This is a genomic window from Pseudoalteromonas sp. HF66, from assembly GCF_011806445.1.
GTDB classification, from domain to species: Bacteria; Pseudomonadota; Gammaproteobacteria; order Enterobacterales; family Alteromonadaceae; genus Pseudoalteromonas; species Pseudoalteromonas apostichopi.
Window position 1 is genome coordinate 27,424 of sequence record NZ_JAATOU010000026.1, and the last position, 24,567, is coordinate 51,990.

At 40.4% G+C, this 24,567-nt stretch carries 22 protein-coding genes; 12 read left to right on the forward strand and 10 right to left on the reverse strand.

The genetic code is table 11. The annotated features are described in order from the left end of the window. Window positions 1-499: 499 nt before the first annotated feature. The 6 genes from hemL to HCZ11_RS18045 all read right to left on the reverse strand — a co-directional run bounded on the left by hemL (window position 500) and on the right by HCZ11_RS18045 (window position 8,984). Window positions 500-1,780, reverse strand: a complete 1,281-nt coding sequence (gene hemL / locus HCZ11_RS18020) for a glutamate-1-semialdehyde 2,1-aminomutase (protein WP_167659136.1) — start codon at window positions 1,778-1,780, stop codon at window positions 500-502. Between the two features lie 72 nt (window positions 1,781-1,852). Then, window positions 1,853-2,869 (reverse strand): aspartate carbamoyltransferase, encoded by a 1,017-nt coding sequence (locus HCZ11_RS18025; protein ID WP_130049524.1) that lies wholly within the window; start codon window positions 2,867-2,869, stop codon window positions 1,853-1,855. A 104-nt stretch (window positions 2,870-2,973) separates the two neighbouring features. Continuing rightward, the gene (locus HCZ11_RS18030) at window positions 2,974-3,408 is read right to left on the reverse strand and encodes a CopD family protein (RefSeq protein WP_130049523.1); all 435 of its coding nucleotides are present in this window, start codon (window positions 3,406-3,408) and stop codon (window positions 2,974-2,976) included. A gap of 20 nt (window positions 3,409-3,428) precedes the next feature. After that, window positions 3,429-5,111, reverse strand: a complete 1,683-nt coding sequence (locus tag HCZ11_RS18035) for a chloride channel protein (protein WP_167659137.1) — start codon at window positions 5,109-5,111, stop codon at window positions 3,429-3,431. 98 nt (window positions 5,112-5,209) lie between these two features. Further along, on the reverse strand, window positions 5,210-6,415 hold the full coding sequence (locus tag HCZ11_RS18040; protein WP_167659138.1) for a transporter substrate-binding domain-containing protein: 1,206 nt from the start codon (window positions 6,413-6,415) through the stop codon (window positions 5,210-5,212). Window positions 6,416-6,608: 193 nt separating this feature from the next. Beyond that, window positions 6,609-8,984 carry a diguanylate cyclase gene (locus tag HCZ11_RS18045; RefSeq protein WP_130049520.1) on the reverse strand — a complete coding sequence of 792 codons (2,376 nt, stop codon included), beginning with the start codon at window positions 8,982-8,984 and terminating at the stop codon, window positions 6,609-6,611. A gap of 177 nt (window positions 8,985-9,161) precedes the next feature. Between HCZ11_RS18045 and erpA the strand changes: the two genes are divergently transcribed. Together erpA and HCZ11_RS18055 are read left to right on the forward strand one after the other, a co-directional pair. After that, entirely contained in the window at window positions 9,162-9,500 is a 339-nt protein-coding gene (gene erpA / locus HCZ11_RS18050; RefSeq protein WP_036966451.1) for an iron-sulfur cluster insertion protein ErpA, read from the forward strand. 1,190 nt (window positions 9,501-10,690) lie between these two features. Further along, window positions 10,691-10,930, forward strand: a complete 240-nt coding sequence (locus tag HCZ11_RS18055) for a helix-turn-helix transcriptional regulator (RefSeq protein WP_054562310.1) — start codon at window positions 10,691-10,693, stop codon at window positions 10,928-10,930. Between the two features lie 117 nt (window positions 10,931-11,047). Here HCZ11_RS18055 and HCZ11_RS18060 read toward each other — a convergent pair whose 3' ends face one another. Genes HCZ11_RS18060 through HCZ11_RS18075 form a run of 4 tightly spaced genes read right to left on the reverse strand, consistent with a single transcriptional unit; the run spans window position 11,048 to window position 14,782 of the window. Continuing rightward, window positions 11,048-12,427, reverse strand: coding sequence for an MFS transporter (locus HCZ11_RS18060; protein WP_167659139.1), 1,380 nt, complete (start codon window positions 12,425-12,427; stop codon window positions 11,048-11,050). A 36-nt stretch (window positions 12,428-12,463) separates the two neighbouring features. Further along, window positions 12,464-13,081 carry a peptidylprolyl isomerase gene (locus HCZ11_RS18065; protein ID WP_167659140.1) on the reverse strand — a complete coding sequence of 206 codons (618 nt, stop codon included), beginning with the start codon at window positions 13,079-13,081 and terminating at the stop codon, window positions 12,464-12,466. A 2-nt stretch (window positions 13,082-13,083) separates the two neighbouring features. Beyond that, window positions 13,084-13,635, reverse strand: a complete 552-nt coding sequence (locus HCZ11_RS18070) for a YajG family lipoprotein (protein WP_167659141.1) — start codon at window positions 13,633-13,635, stop codon at window positions 13,084-13,086. A gap of 13 nt (window positions 13,636-13,648) precedes the next feature. Next, window positions 13,649-14,782: a methyltransferase gene (locus HCZ11_RS18075; protein WP_167659146.1), complete on the reverse strand. Its 1,134-nt coding sequence runs from the start codon at window positions 14,780-14,782 to the stop codon at window positions 13,649-13,651. 41 nt (window positions 14,783-14,823) lie between these two features. Here HCZ11_RS18075 and HCZ11_RS18080 point away from each other — a divergent pair, with 41 nt between their 5' ends. The 10 genes from HCZ11_RS18080 (at window position 14,824) to HCZ11_RS18125 (ending at window position 24,453) form a co-directional block, all read left to right on the forward strand. Further along, on the forward strand, window positions 14,824-15,411 hold the full coding sequence (locus HCZ11_RS18080; RefSeq protein WP_167659142.1) for an alpha-ketoglutarate-dependent dioxygenase AlkB: 588 nt from the start codon (window positions 14,824-14,826) through the stop codon (window positions 15,409-15,411). Window positions 15,412-15,484: 73 nt separating this feature from the next. Beyond that, on the forward strand, window positions 15,485-15,796 hold the full coding sequence (locus tag HCZ11_RS18085) for a BolA family transcriptional regulator (RefSeq protein ID WP_167659143.1): 312 nt from the start codon (window positions 15,485-15,487) through the stop codon (window positions 15,794-15,796). A gap of 179 nt (window positions 15,797-15,975) precedes the next feature. Then, the gene (gene fabV, locus HCZ11_RS18090) at window positions 15,976-17,169 is read left to right on the forward strand and encodes an enoyl-ACP reductase FabV (protein WP_130052186.1); all 1,194 of its coding nucleotides are present in this window, start codon (window positions 15,976-15,978) and stop codon (window positions 17,167-17,169) included. Window positions 17,170-17,516: 347 nt separating this feature from the next. Beyond that, window positions 17,517-18,860, forward strand: coding sequence for a Na(+)-translocating NADH-quinone reductase subunit A (locus HCZ11_RS18095; RefSeq protein ID WP_130052185.1), 1,344 nt, complete (start codon window positions 17,517-17,519; stop codon window positions 18,858-18,860). A 4-nt stretch (window positions 18,861-18,864) separates the two neighbouring features. After that, on the forward strand, window positions 18,865-20,067 hold the full coding sequence (locus HCZ11_RS18100) for an NADH:ubiquinone reductase (Na(+)-transporting) subunit B (protein ID WP_130052184.1): 1,203 nt from the start codon (window positions 18,865-18,867) through the stop codon (window positions 20,065-20,067). Beyond that, entirely contained in the window at window positions 20,060-20,812 is a 753-nt protein-coding gene (locus HCZ11_RS18105; protein WP_054562304.1) for a Na(+)-translocating NADH-quinone reductase subunit C, read from the forward strand. The genes HCZ11_RS18100 and HCZ11_RS18105 overlap by 8 nt, the downstream gene beginning before the upstream one ends. After that, window positions 20,812-21,444, forward strand: a complete 633-nt coding sequence (locus HCZ11_RS18110) for an NADH:ubiquinone reductase (Na(+)-transporting) subunit D (RefSeq protein ID WP_054554281.1) — start codon at window positions 20,812-20,814, stop codon at window positions 21,442-21,444. Before HCZ11_RS18105 ends, HCZ11_RS18110 begins: the two co-directional genes overlap by 1 nt. A 10-nt stretch (window positions 21,445-21,454) precedes the next feature. Then, window positions 21,455-22,063 (forward strand): NADH:ubiquinone reductase (Na(+)-transporting) subunit E, encoded by a 609-nt coding sequence (nqrE, locus tag HCZ11_RS18115; protein WP_016708692.1) that lies wholly within the window; start codon window positions 21,455-21,457, stop codon window positions 22,061-22,063. Between the two features lie 19 nt (window positions 22,064-22,082). Further along, complete coding sequence (gene nqrF / locus HCZ11_RS18120; protein ID WP_130052183.1) at window positions 22,083-23,309, forward strand: NADH:ubiquinone reductase (Na(+)-transporting) subunit F; 1,227 nt, start codon at window positions 22,083-22,085, stop codon at window positions 23,307-23,309. 112 nt (window positions 23,310-23,421) lie between these two features. Then, entirely contained in the window at window positions 23,422-24,453 is a 1,032-nt protein-coding gene (locus HCZ11_RS18125) for an FAD:protein FMN transferase (protein WP_167659144.1), read from the forward strand. Window positions 24,454-24,567 lie beyond the last annotated feature (114 nt).

Sequence of the window (24,567 nt, forward strand, 5' to 3'; positions counted from 1 at the left end):
GAGCTTTCCCTGTGAAATTTTAGATTTTGATTTGTTATTGTTTGTTAATAACTACCACGCTTTGTTTTTTATTTATTTGGGGTTTTAACTATTAAATAAAGCGTGAAACAAATTGGTAACACATTGGGGACATACAGATCAATTTTTTATATTATAAATACGATAAACTTACAAAAAAACGCCTTGGAACGATCTAAAATTGACTTTTTTTGCTTGTTTATACAAAAAATACACAGATGTAATTTGATGTAATTGCGTTAAGTAAATTTTAATTCTACTTTTAATTCTTATAAAACAGTTTGTTGGGTTTTTTATATCGCTTTCGTTATATTTTAAAATATAAATGCAGGGAAAAATCATTTGGTTTGTATAAATGATGTTTTAATTATAATATTTTTGGTTTTTAATTTTCGAAAATAATCTTATCTATTATTTTCTGATGGGGTAAACGTTTGGAAGTATAGGCCACCGATTAAAAGTGACCTATATTATTTTCGGTTTAAAGCTTCGCGAATGCGCGCTCTGCTGCTGCAATAGTATCGTTGATCTCTTTTTCAGAGTGTTCAGCACATACAAAGCCAGCTTCGAAAGCTGAAGGAGCAAGGTAAACGCCTTCTTCAAGCATTAAGTGGAAGAACTTTTTAAAGCGCTCTAAATCACACTCAGTCGCTTGTTGGTAGCTAGTTACTTTTTCTTTGTCAGTAAAGAAGAAGCCATACATACCACCCGCGTAGTTTGTTGTAAGTGGAATACCTGCTTTTTTCGCTGCGGCTTCAAAGCCTTCACAAATTGCTTTGCTCTTAGCTTCTAGTTCATCGTGTAGACCTTCAGCGCATAATAACTCAAGCGACTTTAAGCCTGCAGTCATGGCAATTGGGTTACCTGATAATGTGCCTGCTTGATAAACTGGGCCGACAGGTGCGATGAAATCCATGATTTCTTTCTTACCGCCAAATGCACCCACTGGCATACCGCCACCGATTACTTTACCTAGGCAAGTAAGGTCTGGTTTGATGTTGTAGTAAGCTTGTGCGCCACCTAAAGCAACACGGAAACCTGTCATTACTTCATCAAAAATAAGCACTGATTTGTATTCATCACACACTTCACGTAGACCTTCTAAGAAGCCAGGTACAGGTGGAATACAGTTCATGTTGCCAGCAACTGGCTCAACGATGATACAGGCAATGTCATCAGCGTATTTTTCGAAAATTGCTTTGACTTCATCAAGGTTATTAAACGACACCGTTAATGTGTGCTTAGCAAAATCTTCAGGGATGCCCGGTGAATTAGGAACGCCCATTGTAAGCGCGCCTGAGCCTGCTTTTACTAGTAGTGAGTCGGCATGACCGTGGTAACAGCCTTCAAACTTTAAGATCTTGTCACGTCCAGTGAAACCACGCGCTAAACGAATTGCACTCATAGTCGCTTCAGTACCAGAGCTTACCATACGTACTTTTTCGATTGATGGTACGAGCTCTTTTACTTTTTCGGCCATTAAGATTTCAGTTTCGGTCGGTGCACCATAGCTTAGGCCATTTTCAACGGCTTCTAATACCGCTTGTTTAATAGCAGGGTGGTTATGACCCATGATCATTGGTCCCCATGAACCAACGTAATCGATATAACGGTTACCATCAGCATCAAAGGTAAAAGGACCTTCAGCTTTAGTGATGAATAAAGGAGTACCGCCAACGCCATTGAAGGCACGAACTGGTGAATTAACACCGCCTGGGATTGATTCTTGTGCGCGATTAAAAAGATCTTGGCTAATTGTCATGAATAGTCCTATTGGGTTGTCACGTTAAATGAGTTGGTTTGCAAGGGCTCAAAGAACCCAAAACGAAGCGTGTTAGCTATTACGTTTACGGCTGAACCAAGGCACGTCGACTTCATATTGCTCAACTTTGTCGGCAACATCTAAGGTTAGAGCAAACAACGCCATGCGAATTAACACGCCATTTTGTACTTGGCGAAAAATTGCTAGGTTGTCGTTGCTATTTAAATCGTTATCTAGCTCGTTTGCTTCTAAACGGCTATCTCTAGGAAGTGGGTGCATCAGTACTGAGTTGGGCTTACAGTGTGCGTTGTAAATTGCTTGGCTGATACGAAAACCACCACGGTATTTGTTAGCTTCTTCTTGTGAAGGGAAGCGTTCCTCTTGGATACGGGTTTGATACACAATATCTGCCGCCAAGTTGCCTTCCATTTTATCCACTACTTGTATTTTATGACCAGCGTTATCAACAGCATCCAAAATGTAGTCTGGCATTTGCAAGCCATCAGGTGCCACCATAGAGAATTTTACGTCTTTATAATGACAAAGTAGTTTAGATAGAGAATGTACAGTACGGCCATATTTTAAATCACCTACAAGGGCAATGTGCATACCGTCGATACCTTGGTCGAAACGACCAAGTTCACGTTCGATGGTTAGTAAGTCAAGCAAGGCTTGTGTCGGGTGCTCATTCGAACCGTCACCGCCATTGATAACAGGTACATCGCAACCTGTGGCAAATTCAGCAACAGAGCCTGCGTCTGGATGGCGCATTGCAACTGCATCTGCATACGCTGAGATTACGCGAGCTGTATCATATAAAGACTCACCTTTTGCTAACGCAGAGCTTTGCATGCCCGTGGTTTCACGAACTAAGCCACCAAGTAAGTTAAATGCAGTGCCGAAGCTTACACGGGTACGTGTACTTGGCTCGAAGAACAAGTTCGCTAAAATTGCGCCTTCTAAAACATTGGTGCGCTTTTGCTTTTTAGCATAAGGCTCCATTTTCTTAGCAACTGCAAAAATACGTTCAATACAATCTCGATCAAGCTGATTGACCGACAGGATATTTTCACCTTGGAAACTTAGCATGGGGTTTGTTCCTAATTACATTTATTGGGCGCTGGCGCTCGGTATGGGAGGCCGCATAAATTTGCGCAGTACTATAGCAAATTTTTAGCGTACACAGCAGCAAATTATAAGTTAGGTTTAATAATTGCCAGTGCCACTATAGCTAAAAGGATGAGTACTGGAACTTCATTAAAAATACGGTAAAAGCGATCGCTTCGTGTATTACGGTCATGCTTAAAGTCAGCCAGTAATTTAAAGCAGTAGCCATGGTAGATGTAAAGAATAATGACTAACACAAGTTTGTAGTGCAGCCACATGCTATATCTAAACCAATCACGGCCATATTCAAAAATAGTGAGTACGCCAAACACCAGTGTTAAAACGGCAAACGGTGTAACAAAATAAAGTAAACGACGCTCCATTACTTTAAGCATTGAGTTGCAGGCTTTTTCTTCACTCATTGCATGGTATACAAATAGTCTTGGCAGGTAAAAAATACCTGCAAACCAAGCAATCATAAAAAATACGTGGAAAGTTTTATAAACTAATAGTGCAGTCATTTAAGCATCCATTTTAATTGTTATAACAAGCTGTTACGTATGGTAAGGATATGTCTGATTTGGTCCCAACGCAAAAGTCCCATAATTTGTTGGTTATCAAGCAGGTTGTAAATATACACTGCACCGCTGCGCTTATCTTTTAGTAAGTCAAAGGCATCGGCTAAAGTGGCTTGGCTACTTAAGCCCGCAAGGCTAACATATTTGATATTACTTTCTTGGTCAGACATCAAACTTAAATCATACTCTGCGAGGCGGTAGCCATTTTCTTCATCATGAACAATAAGAGGGGTTTGGCTATCAAGGGCATCCAGCGACTCTTTGATTTGTTGTTTGTCGTCACTGTAGAGTAGCTTGAATTGTTCATCCATTTCATCCATCACCCCGACTTTTTGCAATGCTTCGGTGGCTGGTGATATTTGATATTCAAGCCCTTGGAAATCGAGTTGTTGCATAAAAATAGAGCGGTTACCAAAAAACTGCAGTGCAGTGACATAGGCCGTTGAGATCACAATCATCGCAGGCACAATAATCTCAGGACTTGAAGTTAACTCCATAACCGTGGTTAAAGCTGCAAGTGGTGCGTGTAATGTCGCGGCCAATAACCCTGCCATGCCAAGCATGCTATAGGTACCTGTGATATTAACGCCTGGGCTAATAAACTGTGCAAAAAAGGCCATTAAGGTGCCCATCAAAACTCCTAGCCCAATAACAGGGCCGATGATTCCGCCGGGGATACCTAAACCAATAGCAAACAAGGTGGCGAGTAATTTGGCAATCAAGATGGTTGTTAAAAACTGCACATCGTCAGGTGATTCAATAGCAATAGTAATAGCACTCATACCAGAGCCCATTGCATGAGGGACCATATAAGCAATCAAGCCCGCGATAAATCCTGCCAGTAATAGGCGAGGAAACATGCTAAGTGGTTTAAATGTGCGAATTATGAGCATTAAGTTTTGGTTAAACGCATAAGCAACAGCGCCAAGTGCCATACCAAAAATGATTAAAAATGGATAATGCCAACCACTCAATGGGTTCATGGTGATAAGCGCAAGCTCTGAAGCATCACCGAAGACAAATTGAGTTGCTAATGCCCCTGTAACCGCTGCAAGCATGATGGGCACGAAAATATGCACTTTATATTCCCTGAGCACCACCTCCATTACAAATATGACGGCTGCTAGTGGTGTATTAAACGATGCGGCAATACCTGCCGCGACACCACAACCCGTAAGAGTGCGCATTGCATTATGGGGAAGGTGTAACTTGTCGGCGAGTAAACTGGCACCTGTTGCGCCCATATGTACTGATGGACCTTCTCGACCAACTGAAAAACCACTAATTAGAGCTAGTGCACCACCGACAAATTGGTTGACCGTGTTATAGAGCGGCATATGACCATAATGTTTTTTAATGCGGTGTATTACGAATGGGATGCCAAGGCGATAATGCTTAAAGCCTGTTAAGGCGGCAAATAAGGCAATTAATAAGGCTGCACCAACAGGCATTATCACCCGTTCGTAAGTTGGTAAAGTGGTAAAATCGTCGGGCTTATCTAAAAATAAGCTTTGAAAAAACATGATGGTGAGGCGAAAAAGTATGATCAACACTGCCGCAATTAACCCTGCACTTACACCAAGTAAGCACAATTGCACAGATGTTTTAGGCTTTGCTAGGCGACGTCTTAGTCTCTCAAGCCACATGCATATTTCCTCACAGCACTTTTGAGCTGCATTTTAGCAAATCAAATTCACTAAGTCGTTGGGATTTTATAATTTATCCGCATTTTGGGTAAATTTAGCTAATCTGTGCTGTTGTTAATTTGCTTCGTTAATTCAGGTAAGCGAGCGGTAATTGCTTTAGATAATTCATCTACAAGCGGTGCGTGTTTTTTATGAATAACTGTGTTTATAGCCAATTGTCTTAAGATAACCACAGAGAAGTCATTTTGAAAAATGTTGATATCGCTATTCAGTGCAGGGTAGAGCGCATAATCTAGACGGCCTTTTTTTAACATTTTAAGGGTATGGCTTAAGTCTTCGTTATTAATAATTTCTGCCTTTATATCAAACTCGCTGAGAATCTCGGTATCACCAATAGAACTCATAATTCGATTATTTGGTTTAGCTAAAATATCCCGGTCACATGGCCGTGATTTTCGACACAAAAGTACCAAGTTTATAATGCCAAGACTTGGCTCAACGACAATCACGTTGTCGAACTTTTTTAGGTTGCTTTTTGAACGCACAATATCACCGTCAACCACGCCTGCGTTCAATAGCAATACGCCTCTTCTAGCCGGGGTTGCTTGCATCTGAACCTTGATATTTAAATCACTATAAACATCAGCCATTATTTCTTTAAAAGGCGTGATGCGAGGTATATCTATATAGGTTAACAACAATTTTTTTGGCCGAGAGTAGTTTGTTGCTAAAGAACTAGTGCCAGCAAATAAATCATTGAGTAAAGTGATTTTAGCCTGATTCTCCGCATTATCTCTCATACCAATCACTAACGGGAAGTCTGGAAACTGAGTCACTATTTTTGGCTCTGGGAAGTTCTGCTGCCTTGCAAAGTAATTAAGAACTTTTGGCGCACTAATCGCAAAATTAATTTGCTTAGTTTGCATTAAGTGAAACAACTCTTTATCGTTTGTTGTTTTTACTATGCTGTCTTCATAGGATTTGATTACTTTTTTGATAACATCAGGGTAGGTGTAGGGCCCAACAACTCCTACTTTATTTTCACTAAAAAGCTGTTCAATATTTTCAAAATCCTGTGGGTTTGACTGGGTAGTAATAACCGCTATTTGGGAGTTTAAGATAGTTGGTGAGGCAATAAAACCAGGCATTACTTCTGAAGGCCAAGCAGGATAATAACCAAGGTAGCCTGTTAACTCGGCTTTTTTTATAGCATCCTGCCAAGGTAAGTATTCAACCTCAAGACTTATAGATTGTTTAGCAAGCGAGCTTCTTAAAAAAGCGATGGCATCTCCGCCATTTTCCATTTCACTGCTAGCATATGGAGGGAATTCTAGTGAGGTTATTTTCCAAGTTTCTTGTAACCTTGTACTAGCAGCTGAAGATGAGCTGAAAACAAGTATAATAAGAGCATAAAAACAAGTGCGCATGGTAAAAAGTTATTATTAATTGTTTAATAAGTATACGTCTAAATTAGATTTATTATCAGTATTTATTTGCTTATTTACAGCTCATAACATTACAGCTAAAGCAGTGATGCTTTTGGTTATACATGCGTTTGTCGGCCATGCTTAGCAATTCATCAAATGATTGAGCATCGTCGGGGTATAGTGCAAAACCAACACTCGCTTCAACTTGCAAATCACCAAACTCAGATTTTATAGGCGCTTTAATTGCACATATCAAGCGTGATAGCGCACGGTTTATTTGTGCTTGGCTCTCTATGTCGGTAACAATAACCACAAACTCATCTCCACCAATGCGTGCAACGCAATCGGTCTTGCTAGCTGTATCTTGTAAGCGTTTGGCAACCTCTACCAAAACTTTATCCCCCATAGCATGGCCATGGCTATCGTTAATCGGCTTAAACTTATCAAGATCAAAGTACAAGCAACCTACTTTAGAGCCTGTCTTTTCAACCCGAGCAAATTCTTGTTTGATGAAACGCTCAAGCGCATTTCGGTTAGCTAAACCAGTAAGATGGTCTGTTTGTGCCAGCTGTCGTATTTTTTTCTCTGCCATAACTCGTTTCGTAATATCGAAATTAACGCCAATCATACGGTTGCCGTATATTCTGCCATCAGCATTGATATAGCGGGTTTTGCCAGAAGGCAGAACTATTTGAAACTCTGCGTGGAACTCTTCGCCATTTAAGATCGCGAGTTTTAGCTTGTTGGTCACGTCTTCATATTCATCTGGATGCAGGCTATTTGCCCAAGCTGAATAGTCCCCTTTAAATTCTGATTTTGGGATCTCGAATAAGGTATGCATCCAGTCATCCCAAATCAGTTCGTTAGTATCAAAGTTCCATTCCCATATGCCAATATGTGCGGCATCAGCTGCCATAGACATACGCTGGTGTAAGCTTTCAAGCTCGCTTTTAGCTTGTTTTAATTCAGTCACATCTTCAGATACATCCAGTAAATATTGTGCTTTACCGTTGCTGTCTTTTATTGCGAGTTTACGGGTTTTTAGGTAGTGAGTATTGCCATCGATAGTGATTGGATTTTCATCGATAGTAAGGGTGTCATCTCCTTTTAATACATCGCGATCGGTTTGCACGAAGCTGACTGCTTGTTCATTACTAAAAATATCAAAGTCATTTAAGCCGATTAGTTGATTTTTACTTTTACCAAGTAGTTGCTCACCGGCCTTATTTACATGGCTAAATGTTAAATGCCCAGCTTCTTTCACAAACAACATAATTGGCAAATTATCGAAAATAGTTTGCGTAAAGGCTTCTTGATTTCGAATATCAGAGAGATCTTTTATGGTTGCAACATAAGGTCCGGACTCTTTTTTACCAATTGAACTGATTGCTAAAGTTATAGGAAACCGCTTTTTGTTCGCTCGTTGTCCTTTTAAAAGTCGGCTGGTCCCTTTACCTGCACTTTTTTTGCTAAGCTGTGAGTCTCGTAAAATTTCATCAAGTTCTATAGAATTTTCCGGTATGAGAGTGCGAATATGTTTACCAATTAAGTCGTGTGGTTGGTAACCAAAAATGTGGATAACAGCAGGGTTGGCAAATTCAATTCTCCCTTCATTATTAAAGCTAATAACCGCATCTTTTACCGTACTAAGCACAGCTTTTAATTTTGCCGATAACAAGCTCCTTGCTCTGAGCTCAACAACACCCAGTACAAGCAGGCTTAATGCTGCAAGAATAAAAATAATAAGTTGAGCTAACGTTGAGTAGTCATGGTTCGTAACATAAGTGGTATATTCAGTTTCAAAAACCGACATCGATATCATGCCGATGTAATGCATCCCCGAGATTGCACTGCCCATTATCAAGGCAACGACCAGATTCATTCGTGTTTTATGAACGCCTTTGGCAAGTCGAAAATCATTAATCTTTAGTGCGATACCTGATAAAACAATAGCTACGAGAATAGACAAAGAGAACAGCCAAGGTTCATAGGCCATTTTTGCAGGTATAACCATCGCCATCATACCAACAAAATGCATACAACCGATTCCTGCACCCATTAAAATACTTCTGAAAAATAATCCTTTATCCGTTTGTAAGGCAGGGGATAGTACGATGTAACTGGCAAATACACTTGGTAAAATTGAGACCAAGGTGATGCTAATATTGTATTCAATAGGGATGGGTAAGTTATATGCAAGCATACCAACAAAGTGCATTCCCCAAATCCCTATTCCTAAAAAGCAAGAAGCCATGATGGTCCAGACCTGACTTTCATTTTTTAGATAAGAGTGCTTGATACGGGCAGATAATAAAAAAGAAATATAGGAAGCGAATATGGCTATGAGGATTGAAGCAGAAACGAGTAGTAAATCGTAGTCTGCCGGAATGACCTGTGCACTGTTTAAGTGATCAGTTATAAAGTGAAGCTTGAAGTGCTCTATCACAATTACCTTTCCTCAGTGCAAAATATCGCCAGCTAAAATGTAGTACAAATTAACTTTAGTCCAATACAAATAGGTTAGCCAATTGTCCCGCTAAATTGAGTTGTCCCATGTGGATACTTGATTAAAACACTCGGGTATTAGATAATTGCAACCATTATAGGTTTTGAGGGTTTTGGTATGTCAGATGAGTTGCCAATCAAGTTCAGCGATGCAGCGGCTGTTCGTGTTAAACAGTTAATCGAAGAAGAAGAGAATCCAGATCTTAAACTGCGTGTTTACGTAACGGGCGGTGGTTGCTCAGGATTTCAATATGGTTTTACTTTTGATGAAAAAGCTAACCCTGGCGATTTAGAAATTGTAAAAAATGGTGTGACACTAGTTGTTGATCCCATGAGTATTCAATATCTGGTTGATGGTACTGTTGATTACACTGAAGGGCTTGAAGGTGCACGCTTTTTTGTGAATAACCCGAATGCAACAACTACCTGTGGTTGCGGAGCCAGCTTCAGCGTTTAATTAGGTATTTATGAAAGCCACTTGATGTGGCTTTTTTATTGCTTTAACTTCTCATAAAACCCCGTCTCAGCTAAATATTACGTATTATTAGCAGGATTTTTTGCGTAGCCACGCTTACAGACATAGTTAGAGCAGCAAGGGCTCATTCCTCGTGTGACAAGTAAAGTGTGTGGTGAAACGCAAGAGCGAGATGTGTAAGAAGCCTTTATTGAGCATGCATTTGTGTCTGCGCTGTTCGTGATGGGTATCATATTGTGAAGGCAATTTAACAGCTTTTATCAGGCGTTTTTGATTTTAAGTGCCATGCTATTTTCAACTGTGGTTTGTTCTTAGTTTAATTGTATTAAAGCAACCTTTTGGTATCGTGATAAATAACAATATAGTATTGATTAATACTCATAATGTTTAACACAACCTAGGTCTAGCAACAAAAGAGGCGATTTAGCGAACCGGTGCCCAGCGTTTGCATCCGGTACTGTTAACTACCTTTTTGTGATTAATGCCGATGGTGAGTGCATTGACAACGGTTGTTGCCAGTGAGTTAACATTTGTCACAGAGTACTTTCGCCATTTTGTTGATGCTCAGAGATCGTCATCAGTTATCGGTAAATTCGTTACTGTTTAATTAAAAATGAGTGACCCTAGTGTTGGGTCACTTTAATCATCAGTAAAAAGAAGCCTAAAACTAACGCAGATACGATTAAAATATATACAAATCCTTTCTTGCCTTGCTTAATTGGTACGCCATTTTGTTTTAAAAACAGGTACCAGACCGCACACAGTACAATTGGCAACAAAAATAATATACGAAACATTTCCTAGCCTTTTTCAGTATTTACATACACTTTAAGCATAAATATGCAGAATTTAAAGCGATACTTTCATCTTGTTACGCTTCCAATTGATCAATTTTTTGGTACAGTTAACCAGTTAACCAGTTAACCAGTTAACCAGTTAACCAGTTAACCAGTTAACCAGTTAACCAGTTAACCAGTTAACTATAGAGCACTTGCTTTTATTTTAGCTACACTTTGACTTGTGTACAAAAACGGTCCATACCTAATATGTAGACATTTGTATCATTAATTACTCAAAGTGAAAGTTATTAGTATATAATGTATCCAAGAGTGAGACGGGCAAATTTCGCTCTTAAATTATTAACTTGAATCATCTAGTAGGAGATGTATTTTATGATGGGTAAAACAGTTTCTTCTGAAGAAAACTCGAAACTAACAAAATGGCTTAAAACTAAACGCCACGAGAAAGGTCACACAATGCGTAGCCTTGCACAGGTTTTAGGTACGCCGCACTCTTTCATTGGTAAAATTGAAAACCAAGAACGTCGTTTAGATGTTATTGAATTCATGCGTTATTGCGACGCTTTAGAAGTTGACCCATACGAAGGTCTTAATCTGCTAAAAGACGCTTAATTATTCATTACCAAAAGCGAAACGCCGCTTTTTAAGTAATACAAATGGTGCAAGGAAGCACTATTAAAACCTCTCCCTTGCATTCCCTTCAAATTAATCACATTCGTATTAAATATGTTAATTGTTTTGATGATAGTTGTTTTCTAACGCATAAAGCTTATGGCGAATTAAGAATAAGAATACCAGTGATGGGATCACCATTAGTGCTGTTAGCACAAAGAACATCGCCCAATTTCCCCCTAGCCAGTCATCAATAACCACGCCGCTGTAGCTTGAAAGTAAGGTTCTGCCTAAATTTCCTAACGAAGCAAGTAGTGCATAGTGGGTTGCACTAAATGCTCTATCGCATAACATGGATATAAACGCCACCATGGCTACCAGCGACCAAGCTTGGGTAAAGCCATCAATAATAATAGCAAAGGCGTATAAACTCAGCTTAGGGCCTGCAATTGCGATCCAAGCGAATGCTAGGTTTGAAGCTGCCATCGCAATACCGCTGATAAATAAGCCCTTTACAATGCCATAACGTTGATTAAATAAGCTACCTAGAAAGGTGAAAGCGATGGTGAGCACTGCAGTACCCACTTTTGAGAAGGTAGCTATGTCACTATTTGAAAAGCCTACTTCTTTATAAAACACGATAGACATTCGCCCTAAAAAGGCTTCACCGATTTTAAATAGGAAAATAAAGGCCAATAACGCTAAAGCTGTTTTTACGCCATTACGGGCGAAGAAGGTTCTGAAAGGATCAAAAACGGTCACAGCAAGCCAGGCAATCACTTTAGCAAAGCGAGTTTGCTTACTACCAGCCAGCTTTTGTTGATAGGTTTGTTCAAGCGCCGCTTGTACAGTGTCGCGATTTGAGTCTGGCTCTTTTGCCCAAAATACGCTGCTCATTAATAGCAACATCACCACAGATAAGAAAAAGTAAACTTGTGGCCAATCAATTGAAGGAATATCGGCCATATAAAATGGCAGGGCGCCTAATAGGGCGTAGCCGCTCCACCAACCTGAAGTAGCCATTGCTGCCGCAGCGGTGGCTTTATGGCTCTCATTTTCGGCCAAAGTATCGATACGAAACGCATCAATAGCAATATCTTGAGTTGCAGAAGCGATTGCGATAACTAAACACAGCGCGGCAGCAAACCAGAGATTGGCTTTAATATCGAGCCCTGCAAGTGAAAATGTGCCAATAAAAATCACTGACTGGCAAAGTAAAATCCAACTACGGCGCTGACCTAGCCAGTTAAATAAAACAGGTAACTTTACCCGGTCAACAAGCGGTGACCATAAAAAGTTAATGCTATACGCACCAAACACGATGCCAAATAACCCAATCATACTGCGGCTTAGGCCTTCGTCTTTTAGCCAAGCCGACATAACAGAGCCAATTAATACCCAAGGAAAGCCGCTGCTGATACCAAAAATAAAAATATTGATTAAACGTTTATCTTTGAAGTACGAGAAATACTCTGAAATAGAAAGGGTTTTTGTCATAGTGTTGCCAGTTTAAGGAGCGTGCGCCCCTATTTATTATTGGTTAGCGTCTAGCACTTTTACATTTAAGATAACAACAGGATCTTTGGGTACAAAGCTGTAACCGATTTTTTCGTTGAAAGCTGTTTCGACACGCATAATTTTGTCTAGTGTGTCATAGCCATCCATTACCATACCGAATACAGCAAAGCCCCAGTCGCGACCAGGATTAAGATGGTCGTTGTCGTCCATGTTGAAGAAAAACTGGCGAGTACCTGAGTGAGGTTTACGGTCTTGATATGCCATTGCGATGCTATACATATCATTTTTTAACCCGTTGCCACTTTCATTAAAAATAGGGTCGTTTTCGTGCAGACCATCGTAATCTTTATCGTAACCACCGCCTTGAATAACAAAATCACGTTCGTTGTCTTCATCACGCTCAACACGGTGAAATACACTCCCCTGATAACTGCCATCTGCAACGTAAGTTAAAAAATTATTTACTGTAATTGGCGCTCTTGAGCGATCCATTTCGACCACAATACTGCCAAGCGTAGTGACAATTTCAACGCGTGGAAACATGTTGTCTTTTTGAATAAATTTACCCTCAGTCGCTGCGAATGAACTGTGAGCAAACAACAATACAAAACTAAGTAAAAAAATACGCTTCATAGTTAACCTTCTAAGTAGGCGATTAATTCTGGGTCAGATACAATGCGGGTAATTATTTGTTCAGTCAACTTATTAAGCTGACCTTCTATTTTTGCGCGATCATGTCTGAGCGGCCCTTCAATAGTCGCATTACCTTGGTAAATTTTATTGAAAGTGCTCGCATTTTTGACCACTCGTACCCCAAATTCTATTGTTGCATTGCTGCTATGGGACATCATTTTTTCTGTAACAACCGCTTGTAGCTTGTGAATATCTAATTCAAAACGCGTTGTTGATAAGTTTGAAATGTTTGCACCATTTCGGCTTAAAGCACTGTCTAAGGTGCTTTTTACAGAATCAGTAATTCCTGGGCTTGCAAGAGTTTTAATCTTGTCAGATTCAATTATTTTTAGGGTTACGTTGTCGCCACGTAAGTCAATCACGCTAGTACTAACATTGGCACTAATATTTGAAATTTTCCCGCCTTGATATACTGGGTTAAAAATTAATTGATTAGGCTGGTTGCTACACGCAGTAAGTGCGGCTAACAAACATAAAGGAAGTAATCTTTTCATGAAGTAAGCTCCATTAATTATTTTTTGTAGCACTCAGTACTACAAACTTCTTGTTTGACCCAAGTAACTTACAATTGCCGAACATGCGTTTTAATTTTTCATGGTAGTCAAGGTGACGATTACCAATTATTCTTAATTCACCGCCTTGTTTTAATGTTTGTTTTGCCTGTTTAAACATTTGCCAAGCAATGTGATCCGTGACGGCTTGTGCTTGGTGGAATGGTGGGTTACATAATACAAGGTCAGTACTATTCGGCTTAAAATCGGTTAAACAGTCGTTTTGGACAAATTCACACTGCGCTAATTGCTCTGGTAAATTGTGAGTGACGTTTAATTTAGCTGATTCAACGGCCATATACGACTCATCAACGAACGTTATATGGGCGTTAGGGCAACGATTTAAGGTCATCAAGCCAACAACACCGTTACCACAGCCTAAATCAATGATACTGCGTGTTTTGCTTGTTTGCGGTAAATAGTTAAAGAAAAAACGCGCGCCAATATCTAATGAATCTCGTGAAAAAACATTTGCATGGTTTTGTATTTCAAATTCACTACCTTCTAGAGGCCAGTTAACAGGGTAGGGAGCTACTTTATTAAGACCACTGGTTTTACTGATGACTAAACGAGATTTTTTTACCGCTAAACTCGTCGATGTTTCACCAATATACTGGCTAAAGGCTTTGATGGTTGAATTATGGATATCTTTCGTTTTACCAGCAGCAATAACATCGATGTCACTAGGCAAAGCTGCACTAATTGCAGCAAGTTGATGCTGAAGATAGCCTAAATTGCGTGGCACTTTTAAAATCACTAAATCAACCTGATTAGGTAACGCTGCTAATGAGTCCAATTGTGTTAAAGATTCTGTTGATAGCTCATTGGCTTGTAAATTATAACGAGTAGCTTGGTGGGCAATATACGAGTCGTTAACTGAATGAACTGTTAATGTATTTAAAGCACAGGCTAACGCGCCAAAGCTGTCATTGAGTATTAGGATTGAATTTGCATGTGGATAGTGCTCTTGTACATAATTGACAAGGTACTCATCGCCTGAGTCCCACGCTTGAAGACTGCGATTTTTTTGATCTAACGGAAAGCGTTCTAGGGTATAGGTGTTATCACCGAGCTGTGCTTGGGTGGTCATCATGATTTTACGAAAGTATTAATGTATAGGTAAATTCTAACATGCAACAGCCAAACGCCAACCCTAATCATTTGCCTGAGGGGTTTTATTATCAAGCTAATGCATTAAGTGCACAAAAAAGCCTCGAGTTATTTTACTATCTACAGCAGCACCTAAATTGGCAGCAACCAACGATAAAGGTATATGGAAAAAGCCATGTGATCCCGCGTTTGCAATGCTTTATTGCTGATCCGAATGTTAACTATGGCTATTCAGGGTCACAGCTAATTGTTGAACCGTGGCCAGAGGTGCTTGATGCTATGCGTGCGCGTTTATCTAAAGCAATGCATATTCCATTTAATGCATTATTGGTAAATTTATACCGTGATGGGCAAGATTGTATGGGCTGGCATAGTGATGATGAGAAAGAACTTGGTGAGCAACCAACAATCGCTTCTGTATCACTAGGGGCCGAACGGATATTTAAAATAAAACATAAACACAATAATGAACAACATAGTGTTGTGCTGCAAAGTGGTAGTTGTTTAATTATGAATGGATTTAGCCAGCGAGATTACCAACATAGTTTACCAAAGCAGCAAAAACTTAAACACCCTCGAATTAACCTTACCTTTCGTTCAATCGTATAAAATCATTGGCAAAATGAGTCATGCCCTTGATATAGTAGCTAACAATTATTTTGCTATTAAAGGTTCATGACACATGTCAATGCAACAACAAATTGAGGAAAAGCTCGCGGCAGGTATCGAATGTAAACACCTAAATGTTGTCAACGAAAGTCATATGCATAGCCGTGGAACCGAATCGCACTTTAAAGTGGTTGTTGTGAGTGAAGAGTTTGCTGGTAAACTTTTGCTTGCCCGTCATCGTCAAATAAATGAGCTATTAAAAGATGAATTAGCAAACCATATTCATGCATTAGCAATTCACACTTTTACTCCAGAAGAGTTCAGTGAACAACATGGACAGGCACCTGAGTCACCGAAATGCTTAGGTGGCTCAAAGTTCGATTAAATTAGCAGGACAGTCACCTAAAATTAGATGGACAGTCACTGTAACTAGCTTGTTACTTGGGTATTTTAAGCTCGAAAGATTTAAGTGGGTCTGAAAAATTTTTACTGATCAGACCTGTATTTTAACTATTAGCCTTTAAACTAGCGCTAATTTTTATTGTGATAGATATAGGATGATCAATGGTCATTAAGCCGAAAATTCGTGGATTTATCTGCACTAACGCGCATCCAGTAGGGTGTGCTGAGCACGTACAAGAACAAATTAATTATGTGAAAGCGCAAGGACCACTAAGCAATGCACCTAAAAATGTATTAGTGATTGGTGCGTCTACAGGTTACGGCCTAGCATCACGTATCACAGCTGCATTTGGTGGCGGTGCTAAAACGCTAGGTATTTTCTTTGAAAAAGAAGGTAGCGAACGCAAAACAGGTTCTGCAGGTTGGTACAACACTGCGGCATTCCAAGCAGCTGCTGAAGAAGCCGGTTTATGGTCTAAGAATATCAATGGTGATGCGTTTTCTAACGAAATTAAGCAAAAAGCAATTGATACAATCAAAGCTGATTTAGGTAAAATTGATTTAGTTATCTACAGCCTTGCGTCACCTCGTCGTACTGATCCAAATACAGGTGAAACTTACTCATCAACACTTAAGCCAATCGGCTCTGATATCACAACGAAGAACTTAAATACTTCAAAGCGCGTGATTGATGAAGTAACCGTTGAAGCGGCAAGCCAAGAAGACATCGACAATACAATTAAAGTAATGGGCGGTGAAGATTGGGAAATGTGGATTGACGCGCTTAAAGAAGCAGATGTTCTTGCTGATAATTTTAAAACAACAGCTTACACTTATATCGGTAAAGAGTTAACATGGCCAATTTACGGTCATGCGACAATTGGTAAAGCGAAAGAAGATCTTGACCGTGCAACACAAGCAATCAAAGAGTCTACAAAAGACTTAAATGGCGAAGCGTATGTTTCTTCATTAAATGCGGTTGTGACACAAGCAAGCTCAGCAATTCCAATTATGCCTTTATATATCTCTGCTTTATTCAAAGTAATGAAAGCAGACGGCACATACGAAGGTACCATTGAGCAAATTCATTCGCTATTTACTGAGAACCTTTACGGTGAAACGCCACGTTTTGACGAAGGTGGTCATTTATTCCAAAACTACAAAGAGTTAGAAGATGATGTTCAAGCTCGTGTACAACATGTTTGGGATACAGTAGATACAGATACAATCGACGAATTAACGGATTACGTGGGTTACCACAATGAGTTTTTACGTTTATTCGGTTTTGGTATCGACAGTGTAGATTACGAGCAAGATGTGAATCCTGATGTTGCGATTTCACAACTAATCGATTAATTGCTAAACAAACTGATTTTGAAAAGTCGCTTTTTTAAGCGACTTTTTTGTTTCTGGGTGAAAATAAAACACCATCAATAGCACTTTGGTCTATATTGAATTTTATTCAAATGGTTTTTGTAGTCTAAATAACCGTATCTGTCGTATAAATTTCATATTTGCTCTCGCATAGTCACCCTGATTGATGTTAAAATTCGGGCAATATATGTGAGGAGTTTACTGCGTTGCTTGTTTGGGGTGTTAAACAGGCTATTCTTTGATATTTAGAGTTTAACTTGAGCATATCAAATGGCGACGTGGTTGGTACGATTTTTCAGTTTCTTTCCGTTAATGTAATGCAAGTGCGTATGATCAACATAAAAAAAGGTCTGGATTTACCGATAGAGGGCGCACCTCAGCAAGTTATTCATGATGGTTCTGCCGTCAAACGTGTAGCTGTGCTAGGTGAAGAATATATTGGTATGCGTCCAACCATGCATGTTCGCGTGGATGACCAAGTCAAAAAAGGCCAGGTACTTTTTGAAGACAAAAAGAACCCAGGCGTCTTATTTACTGCACCAGCTTCTGGGGTAGTAAAAGAAATTAATCGTGGTGCTAAACGTGTGCTGCAATCTGTTGTTATTGAAGTTAATGGCAGTGAGCAAATCACCTTTGACTCTTTCAAGGCCGACGAGCTTTCGAGCTTAGACCGTGAAAAAGTTAAAGAAGTACTAGTTCAGTCAGGTCAATGGACAGCACTTCGTGCTCGCCCATTTAGCAGAGTAGCTGCTTTGGATGCAAATCCTAGCTCTATCTTTGTTACGGCTATCGACACTAACCCGCTAGCTGCAGATCCTGCAGTAATCATTGCTGAGAATACTCAAGCATTTGAAGCTGGTTTAGCTGTGGTGTCTCGTTTAACTGACGGTAAAGTATTTGTTTGTAAACAAGCTGGTAGCCAAGTGCCTAGTTCATCAATCCCTCAAGTAGAAGTACATGAGTTTGGTGGCAAGCATCCGGCTGGTCTTGTTGGTACACACATTCATAACTTAGACCCAGTTTCTGCAAGCAAGCAGGTTTGGCACTTAGGTTACCAAGACGTAATTGCGTTTGGTAATTTATTCCTAACAGGTGAAATTTTCACAGACCGTGTAGTTTCTCTTGCAGGTCCTCGTGTTAAAAACCCACGCTTAGTGAAAACTCAGTTAGGTGCATCTTTAGATGATTTAGTTGCTGGCGAATTAGAAGACGGTGATAACCGTGTAATTTCTGGTTCTGTATTATCTGGCGCTATTTCTCAAGGTCCACACGCGTTCTTAGGTCGTTACCATGTTCAAGTATCTGTATTACTTGAAGGTCGCGAAAAAGAGCTGTTCGGTTGGATTGCACCAGGTGCTAACAAGTTCTCAGTAACACGTACCTTCTTATCTCACCTTGCTCCTAGCCGTCTATTTAACATGACGACTTCAACAGGTGGTTCGAAGCGTGCCATGGTTCCAATTGGTAGCTATGAGCGTGTTATGCCTTTAGACATCCTACCTACACTATTATTACGTGATCTAATCGCACGTGATCTTGATGGTGCAATTTCGTTAGGTGCGCTAGAGCTTGATGAAGAAGATTTAGCATTATGTACCTTCGTTTGTCCAGGTAAATACGAGTACGGTTCAATCCTACGCGATTGCTTGACTACGATCGAGAAGGAAGGCTAGAGAGATGGGTTTAAAGAAATTTCTAGAAGATATTGAGCCGCATTTTGAACCGGGTGGTAAACACGAAAAATGGTATGCGCTTTACGAAGCAGCTGCGACTATTTTCTACACGCCAGGTTACGTAAATAAAGGCAAAACACACGTTCGTGATAACATCGACCTAAAACGTATGATGATTTTAGTGTGGATGGCGACGTTCCCTGCAATGTTTTTTGGTATGTTCAACATCGGCCATCAGGCTGCAGGTGCTTTAGCGCAAGGTTTTGAACTAGCAAACACATGGCAAGTTGGTCTGTTCCAATTATTCGGTGGTGAATTAACTGCTGACTCTGGTTGGGGCGCGAAAATGTTTTACGGTGCCTGCTTCTTCCTACCTATCTACGCAGTAACGTTTGCTGTAGGTGGTTTCTGGGAAGTACTATTTGCTTCAGTGCGTAAGCACGAAGTAAATGAAGGTTTCTTCGTAACATCTGTACTATTCGCACTAATCCTGCCTGCAACGATTCCTTTATGGCAAGTTGCACTAGGTATTACGTTTGGTGTTGTAATCGCTAAAGAAATCTTTGGTGGTACAGGTCGTAACTTCCTTAACCCTGCTCTTGCCGGTCGTGCGTTCTTATTCTTCGCATACCCAGCGCAAATTTCAGGTGACACAGTATGGACAGCCGTAGATTCATTCTCTGGTGCGACTATGCTAGGTCAAGCAGTGGTTGGTTCACTTGATTACAGCAACATGGAACTATGGTGGAATGCGTTCTACGGTTTCATTCAAGGTTCTGTAGGTGAAACTTCAACACTAGCACTATTAATCGGTGGTTTATTCCTAATTTATGTGCGTATCGCTTCTTGGCGTATCGTTCTAGGTGTATTCCTAGGTATGGTTGCAACGGCATTCTTACTAAATACAGTTGGTTCTGAAACTAACGCAGTATTTGCTATGCCTTGGCACTGGCACTTAGTTCTTGGTGGTTTTGCATTTGGTATGTTCTTCATGGCAACAGACCCAGTATCTGCATCATTCACAGACAAAGGTAAGTTCGCTTACGGTGCGTTAATCGGCTTTATGGTTGTAATGATCCGTGTTGTTAACCCGGCATTCCCAGAAGGTATGATGCTAGCAATCTTATTTGCTAACTTATTTGCACCATTATTCGATCACTTTGTAGTGCAAGCTAATATCAAGCGGAGGTTGGCACGTAATGTCTAGTAATAACGAATCAATCGGCAAAACGCTAACCGTTGTTGTTGCACTTTGTTTAGTGTGTGCAATCATCGTATCGTTTGCTTCAGTTCAGCTTCGTCCTTTACAGCAAGCTAACAAAACACAAGATATTCAACGTAATATCTTAGCGGCTGCAGGCATTGAAGTATCAGGTACTGTGTCAGATACCTTTAACTCAAAAATTGAAGCTCGTGTTGTAGACATGAACACAGGTGAGTTTGTTGAAGGTGCTGATCCTAACTCATTTGACTTCGAGAAAACAAAATTCGACCAAGCTCGTAGCTTTGCGTTGAAAGCAGAAGGAATTAAAGACATCGCTGGTATTCAGCGTATGACAAAAAATTCACCTGTTTATATTTCGAAGAAACCTGATGGTTCTACAGATGCAATCATTCTACCAATCCAAGGTTATGGCCTTTGGGGTGTAATGTACGGCTTCTTAGCGCTTGAAAGCGATGGTGAAACAGTTAAAAACATCAACTTCTTCAAGCACAACGAAACGCCAGGTCTAGGTGGTGAAATCCAAAATCCACAATGGACTGCTAAATGGCAAGGTAAAGAGTTACCAATCAATATCATGAAGAGCGGTGCAAAGAATGAACATCAAATCGATGGTCTTTCTGGTGCAACATTAACTTCAAACGGTGTTGATCACACAGTTGACTTCTGGACTGGCGAGCATGGCTTTGGTCCATTCCTTGCGAAAGTACGTGAAGGAGCGTTGAAATAATGGCTGATACTAAAGAAATGAAGTCGGTCCTATTTGGCCCGGTATTCGCAAATAACCCGATCGCATTACAAGTACTAGGTATTTGTTCTGCGCTAGCGGTAACATCAAGCTTAAAAAATGCACTAATCATGTCAATCGCATTGACACTAGTAACAGCGTTTTCTAGCTTGTTTATTTCGTCAATTCGTAATCACATCCCATCATCTGTACGTATCATCGTGCAAATGACGATCATCGCATCACTTGTAATCGTTGTTGACCAAGTACTGCAAGCGTTCTCTTATGCAACAGCTAAAGAGCTTTCAGTATTCGTTGGTCTAATCATTACAAACTGTATCGTAATGGGTCGTGCTGAAGCATACGCAATGAAGTCACCACCGTTAATGTCTTTCCTAGACGGTATCGGTAACGGTTTAGGCTACTCAGTAGTACTATTAACTGTTGGTTTCATCCGTGAGTTATTCGGTAAAGGTTCACTATTCGGTGTTGATATTATTCCACTTGTACAAAATGGTGGCTGGTATCAACCAATGGGTCTATTGATTTTACCACCGAGTGCATTCTTCATTATTGGTTTATTCATCTGGGTACTTCGTACCTTTAAGAAAGACCAAGTAGAAGCAAAAGCGTAAGGGGCGAGCAGTGGAACATTATATTAGTTTATTTGTAAAAGCGGTTTTCATTGAAAACTTAGCTTTAGCCTTCTTCCTAGGTATGTGTACTTTCCTTGCAGTATCGAAGAAAGTAACAACATCAATCGGCCTAGGTGTGGCAGTTATCGTGGTACTAGGTATCTCAGTACCTGTAAATAACTTGGTTTATCATGCTGTTCTTGCACCAGGTGCATTAGAGTGGCTTGGCTACCCAGAGGCAGACCTTAGCTTCTTACGTTTCTTGACTTTCATCGGTGTTATTGCAGCACTTGTACAAATTCTTGAAATGGCATTAGATAAGTTCTTCCCTGCACTTTATAACGCGTTAGGTATCTTCCTACCATTGATCACAGTTAACTGTGCGATCTTCGGTGCGGTATCTTTCATGGTTGAGCGTAACTATAACTTCGGCGAGTCTGTTGTTTATGGTATCGGTTCAGGTGTGGGCTGGGCACTAGCAATTACTTTACTTGCTGGTATCCGTGAAAAAATGAAGTACTCAGACGTTCCTGATGGCTTACGTGGTTTAGGTATTACTTTCATCACTGTTGGTCTGATGGGTCTTGGCTTTATGTCATTCTCTGGTATTTCACTTTAATAGGTAGCGAGGATAAATCATGAATGAGATTTTCTTAGGCGTTGGTGTTTTCATCGCTATCGTTGTTATTTTAGTTTTAGTTATCATTGGTGCTAAATCTAAATTAGTAGCAAGCGGCGATATCATCATCGGAATTAATGGCGACCCAGAAAAAGCTATTAAAACATCTGCAGGTAGCAAGCTATTAGGTGCGCTAGCTGATTCAGGTATCTTCGTTTCATCTGCATGTGGTGGCGGTGGCTCTTGTGGTCAGTGTCGTGTTCACATCAAAGAAGGTGGCGGCGATATCCTACCAACAGAACTTGATCACATCTCTAAAGGTGAAGCTCGTGAAGGCTGCCGTTTAGCGTGTCAGGTAAATGTTAAGAACGACATGGAAATTGAGCTTGAAGAGTCAATTTTCGGTGTTAAAAAGTGGGACTGTACGGTTATCTCTAACGATAACAAAGCAACTTTCATCAAGGAGCTTAAGTTACAAATTCCTGATGGCGAGTCAGTACCGTTCCGTGCCGGTGGTTATATTCAAATTGAAGCGCCAGCACACCACGTTAAATACGCTGACTTCGATATTCCAGAAGAGTATCGTGGCGACTGGAACCACTTCGGTTTCTTCGATCTGGAGTCTAAAGTAGACGACGAAACAATTCGTGCATACTCAATGGCTAACTACCCAGAAGAAGAAGGCATCATCATGCTTAACGTGCGTATCGCTACGCCGCCGCCAAGAGACCTAAGCCTTCCATGTGGTAAAATGTCTTCGTACATTTGGTCACTAAAAGAAGGTGATAAAGTGACTATTTCTGGCCCATTCGGTGAGTTCTTCGCGAAAGATACTGATGCAGAAATGGTATTCGTAGGTGGTGGTGCAGGTATGGCACCAATGCGTTCACATATCTTTGACCAACTTAAGCGTTTACAATCTAAGCGTAAGATGAGCTTCTGGTATGGTGCGCGTTCTAAGCGTGAAATGTTCTACGTAGAAGATTTCGACGGCTTAGCTGCAGAAAACGATAACTTTGTATGGCACACAGCACTGTCTGATCCACAACCAGAAGATAACTGGGAAGGTTATACAGGCTTCATCCATAACGTACTTTATGAAAACTACTTGAAAGATCATGAAGCGCCGGAAGATTGTGAGTTCTACATGTGTGGTCCTCCAATGATGAACGCGGCTGTTATCAACATGCTTAAAGATCTTGGTGTAGAAGACGAAAACATCTTATTAGATGACTTCGGTGGCTAACACCATACACAAAACAATAAGTTTTGGTTAGAATACAGGCCTCGTAGCACATAGTGTTACGAGGCTTTTTTATTTCTATACCTAACCCTGTGGTATCTAAAAGGTGAATGCTATGAATAGAGTGTTTTATCGCCAAGGCTTGATGGCCTTTTTTCTATTAACTATGACTTTACTCATGGCTGGCTGCAGCCAAGCAGATAAGGCAGAAGAGCTTTATTTTGAAGGTAAGACAATGGGCACCACTTATCACATTAAGGTGTTTGCAGAGTCTTCAAAGGTTGCAGGTGTTGATTTACATCCTGAGATTAAGCAAGTGCTTAAAGACGTAAATCAGTCAATGTCGACATACATTCCAGATTCAGAAATTAATCAGTTTAACAATTTACCTGCGGGGCAGGTGATGCCAATTAGCGCTGATTTCAGAAACGTAGTAGCTGAATCAATCCGCCTTGGTGAATCAACGAAAACCTTAGATGTCACTATGGGACCACTTATTGATTTATGGGGCTTTGGCCCAGATAAAAAGCCGACTAAACGCCCAAGCGATGAAGCTTTGGCAGCAATGGTTGCAAAGATAGGAGTTGATAAGCTTAAACTTACTGATGCGGGTTTAATGAAAACAATTGATGGTTTAGAACTCTCGTTTTCTGCAACCGCAAAAGGCTATGGTATCGATAGAGTCGCACAAGTGATAGAAAGTCATGGCTTGAAAAATTATATGGTAGAAATTGGTGGCGAGTTGCGTGTATCGGGTATTAAGCCAGACAACATCACTTGGAAAATCGCTATTGAGCAGCCTGATGCTGAGCCTGGCGTTCGTAAAGTGCATAAAGTGATTGAGCCTGGTACCAATGGTATTGCAACATCAGGTGATTACCGCATTTTTTACGAAATGGATGGTGTTACGTATAGTCATCTAATTGACCCAGAAACAGGTATGCCTAGTCGCCATGATTTGGTATCTGTTACAGTTTTGCACCCATCAGCGATGACTGCTGATGGCTTAGCGACAGCGCTTACTGTGATGGGCATGGAACGTGCGCAGCAATACGCTGAGCAGCATGATCTTCCAGTTTATTTAATTGGTAAGTCAGACAATGGCTTAGTAACTTATTCAAGCCCTGCTTTCAAACCTTATTTGTAGCAGGGCAAGAAGCAGTGCATACCCAAGCCACCTCAAGATGCAGAATTCAGCGTTTCACAGGTGCTTAATATCAAGGCGTTACTTTGCAACAATGGCAGTCCCTTTTAAGAAGTA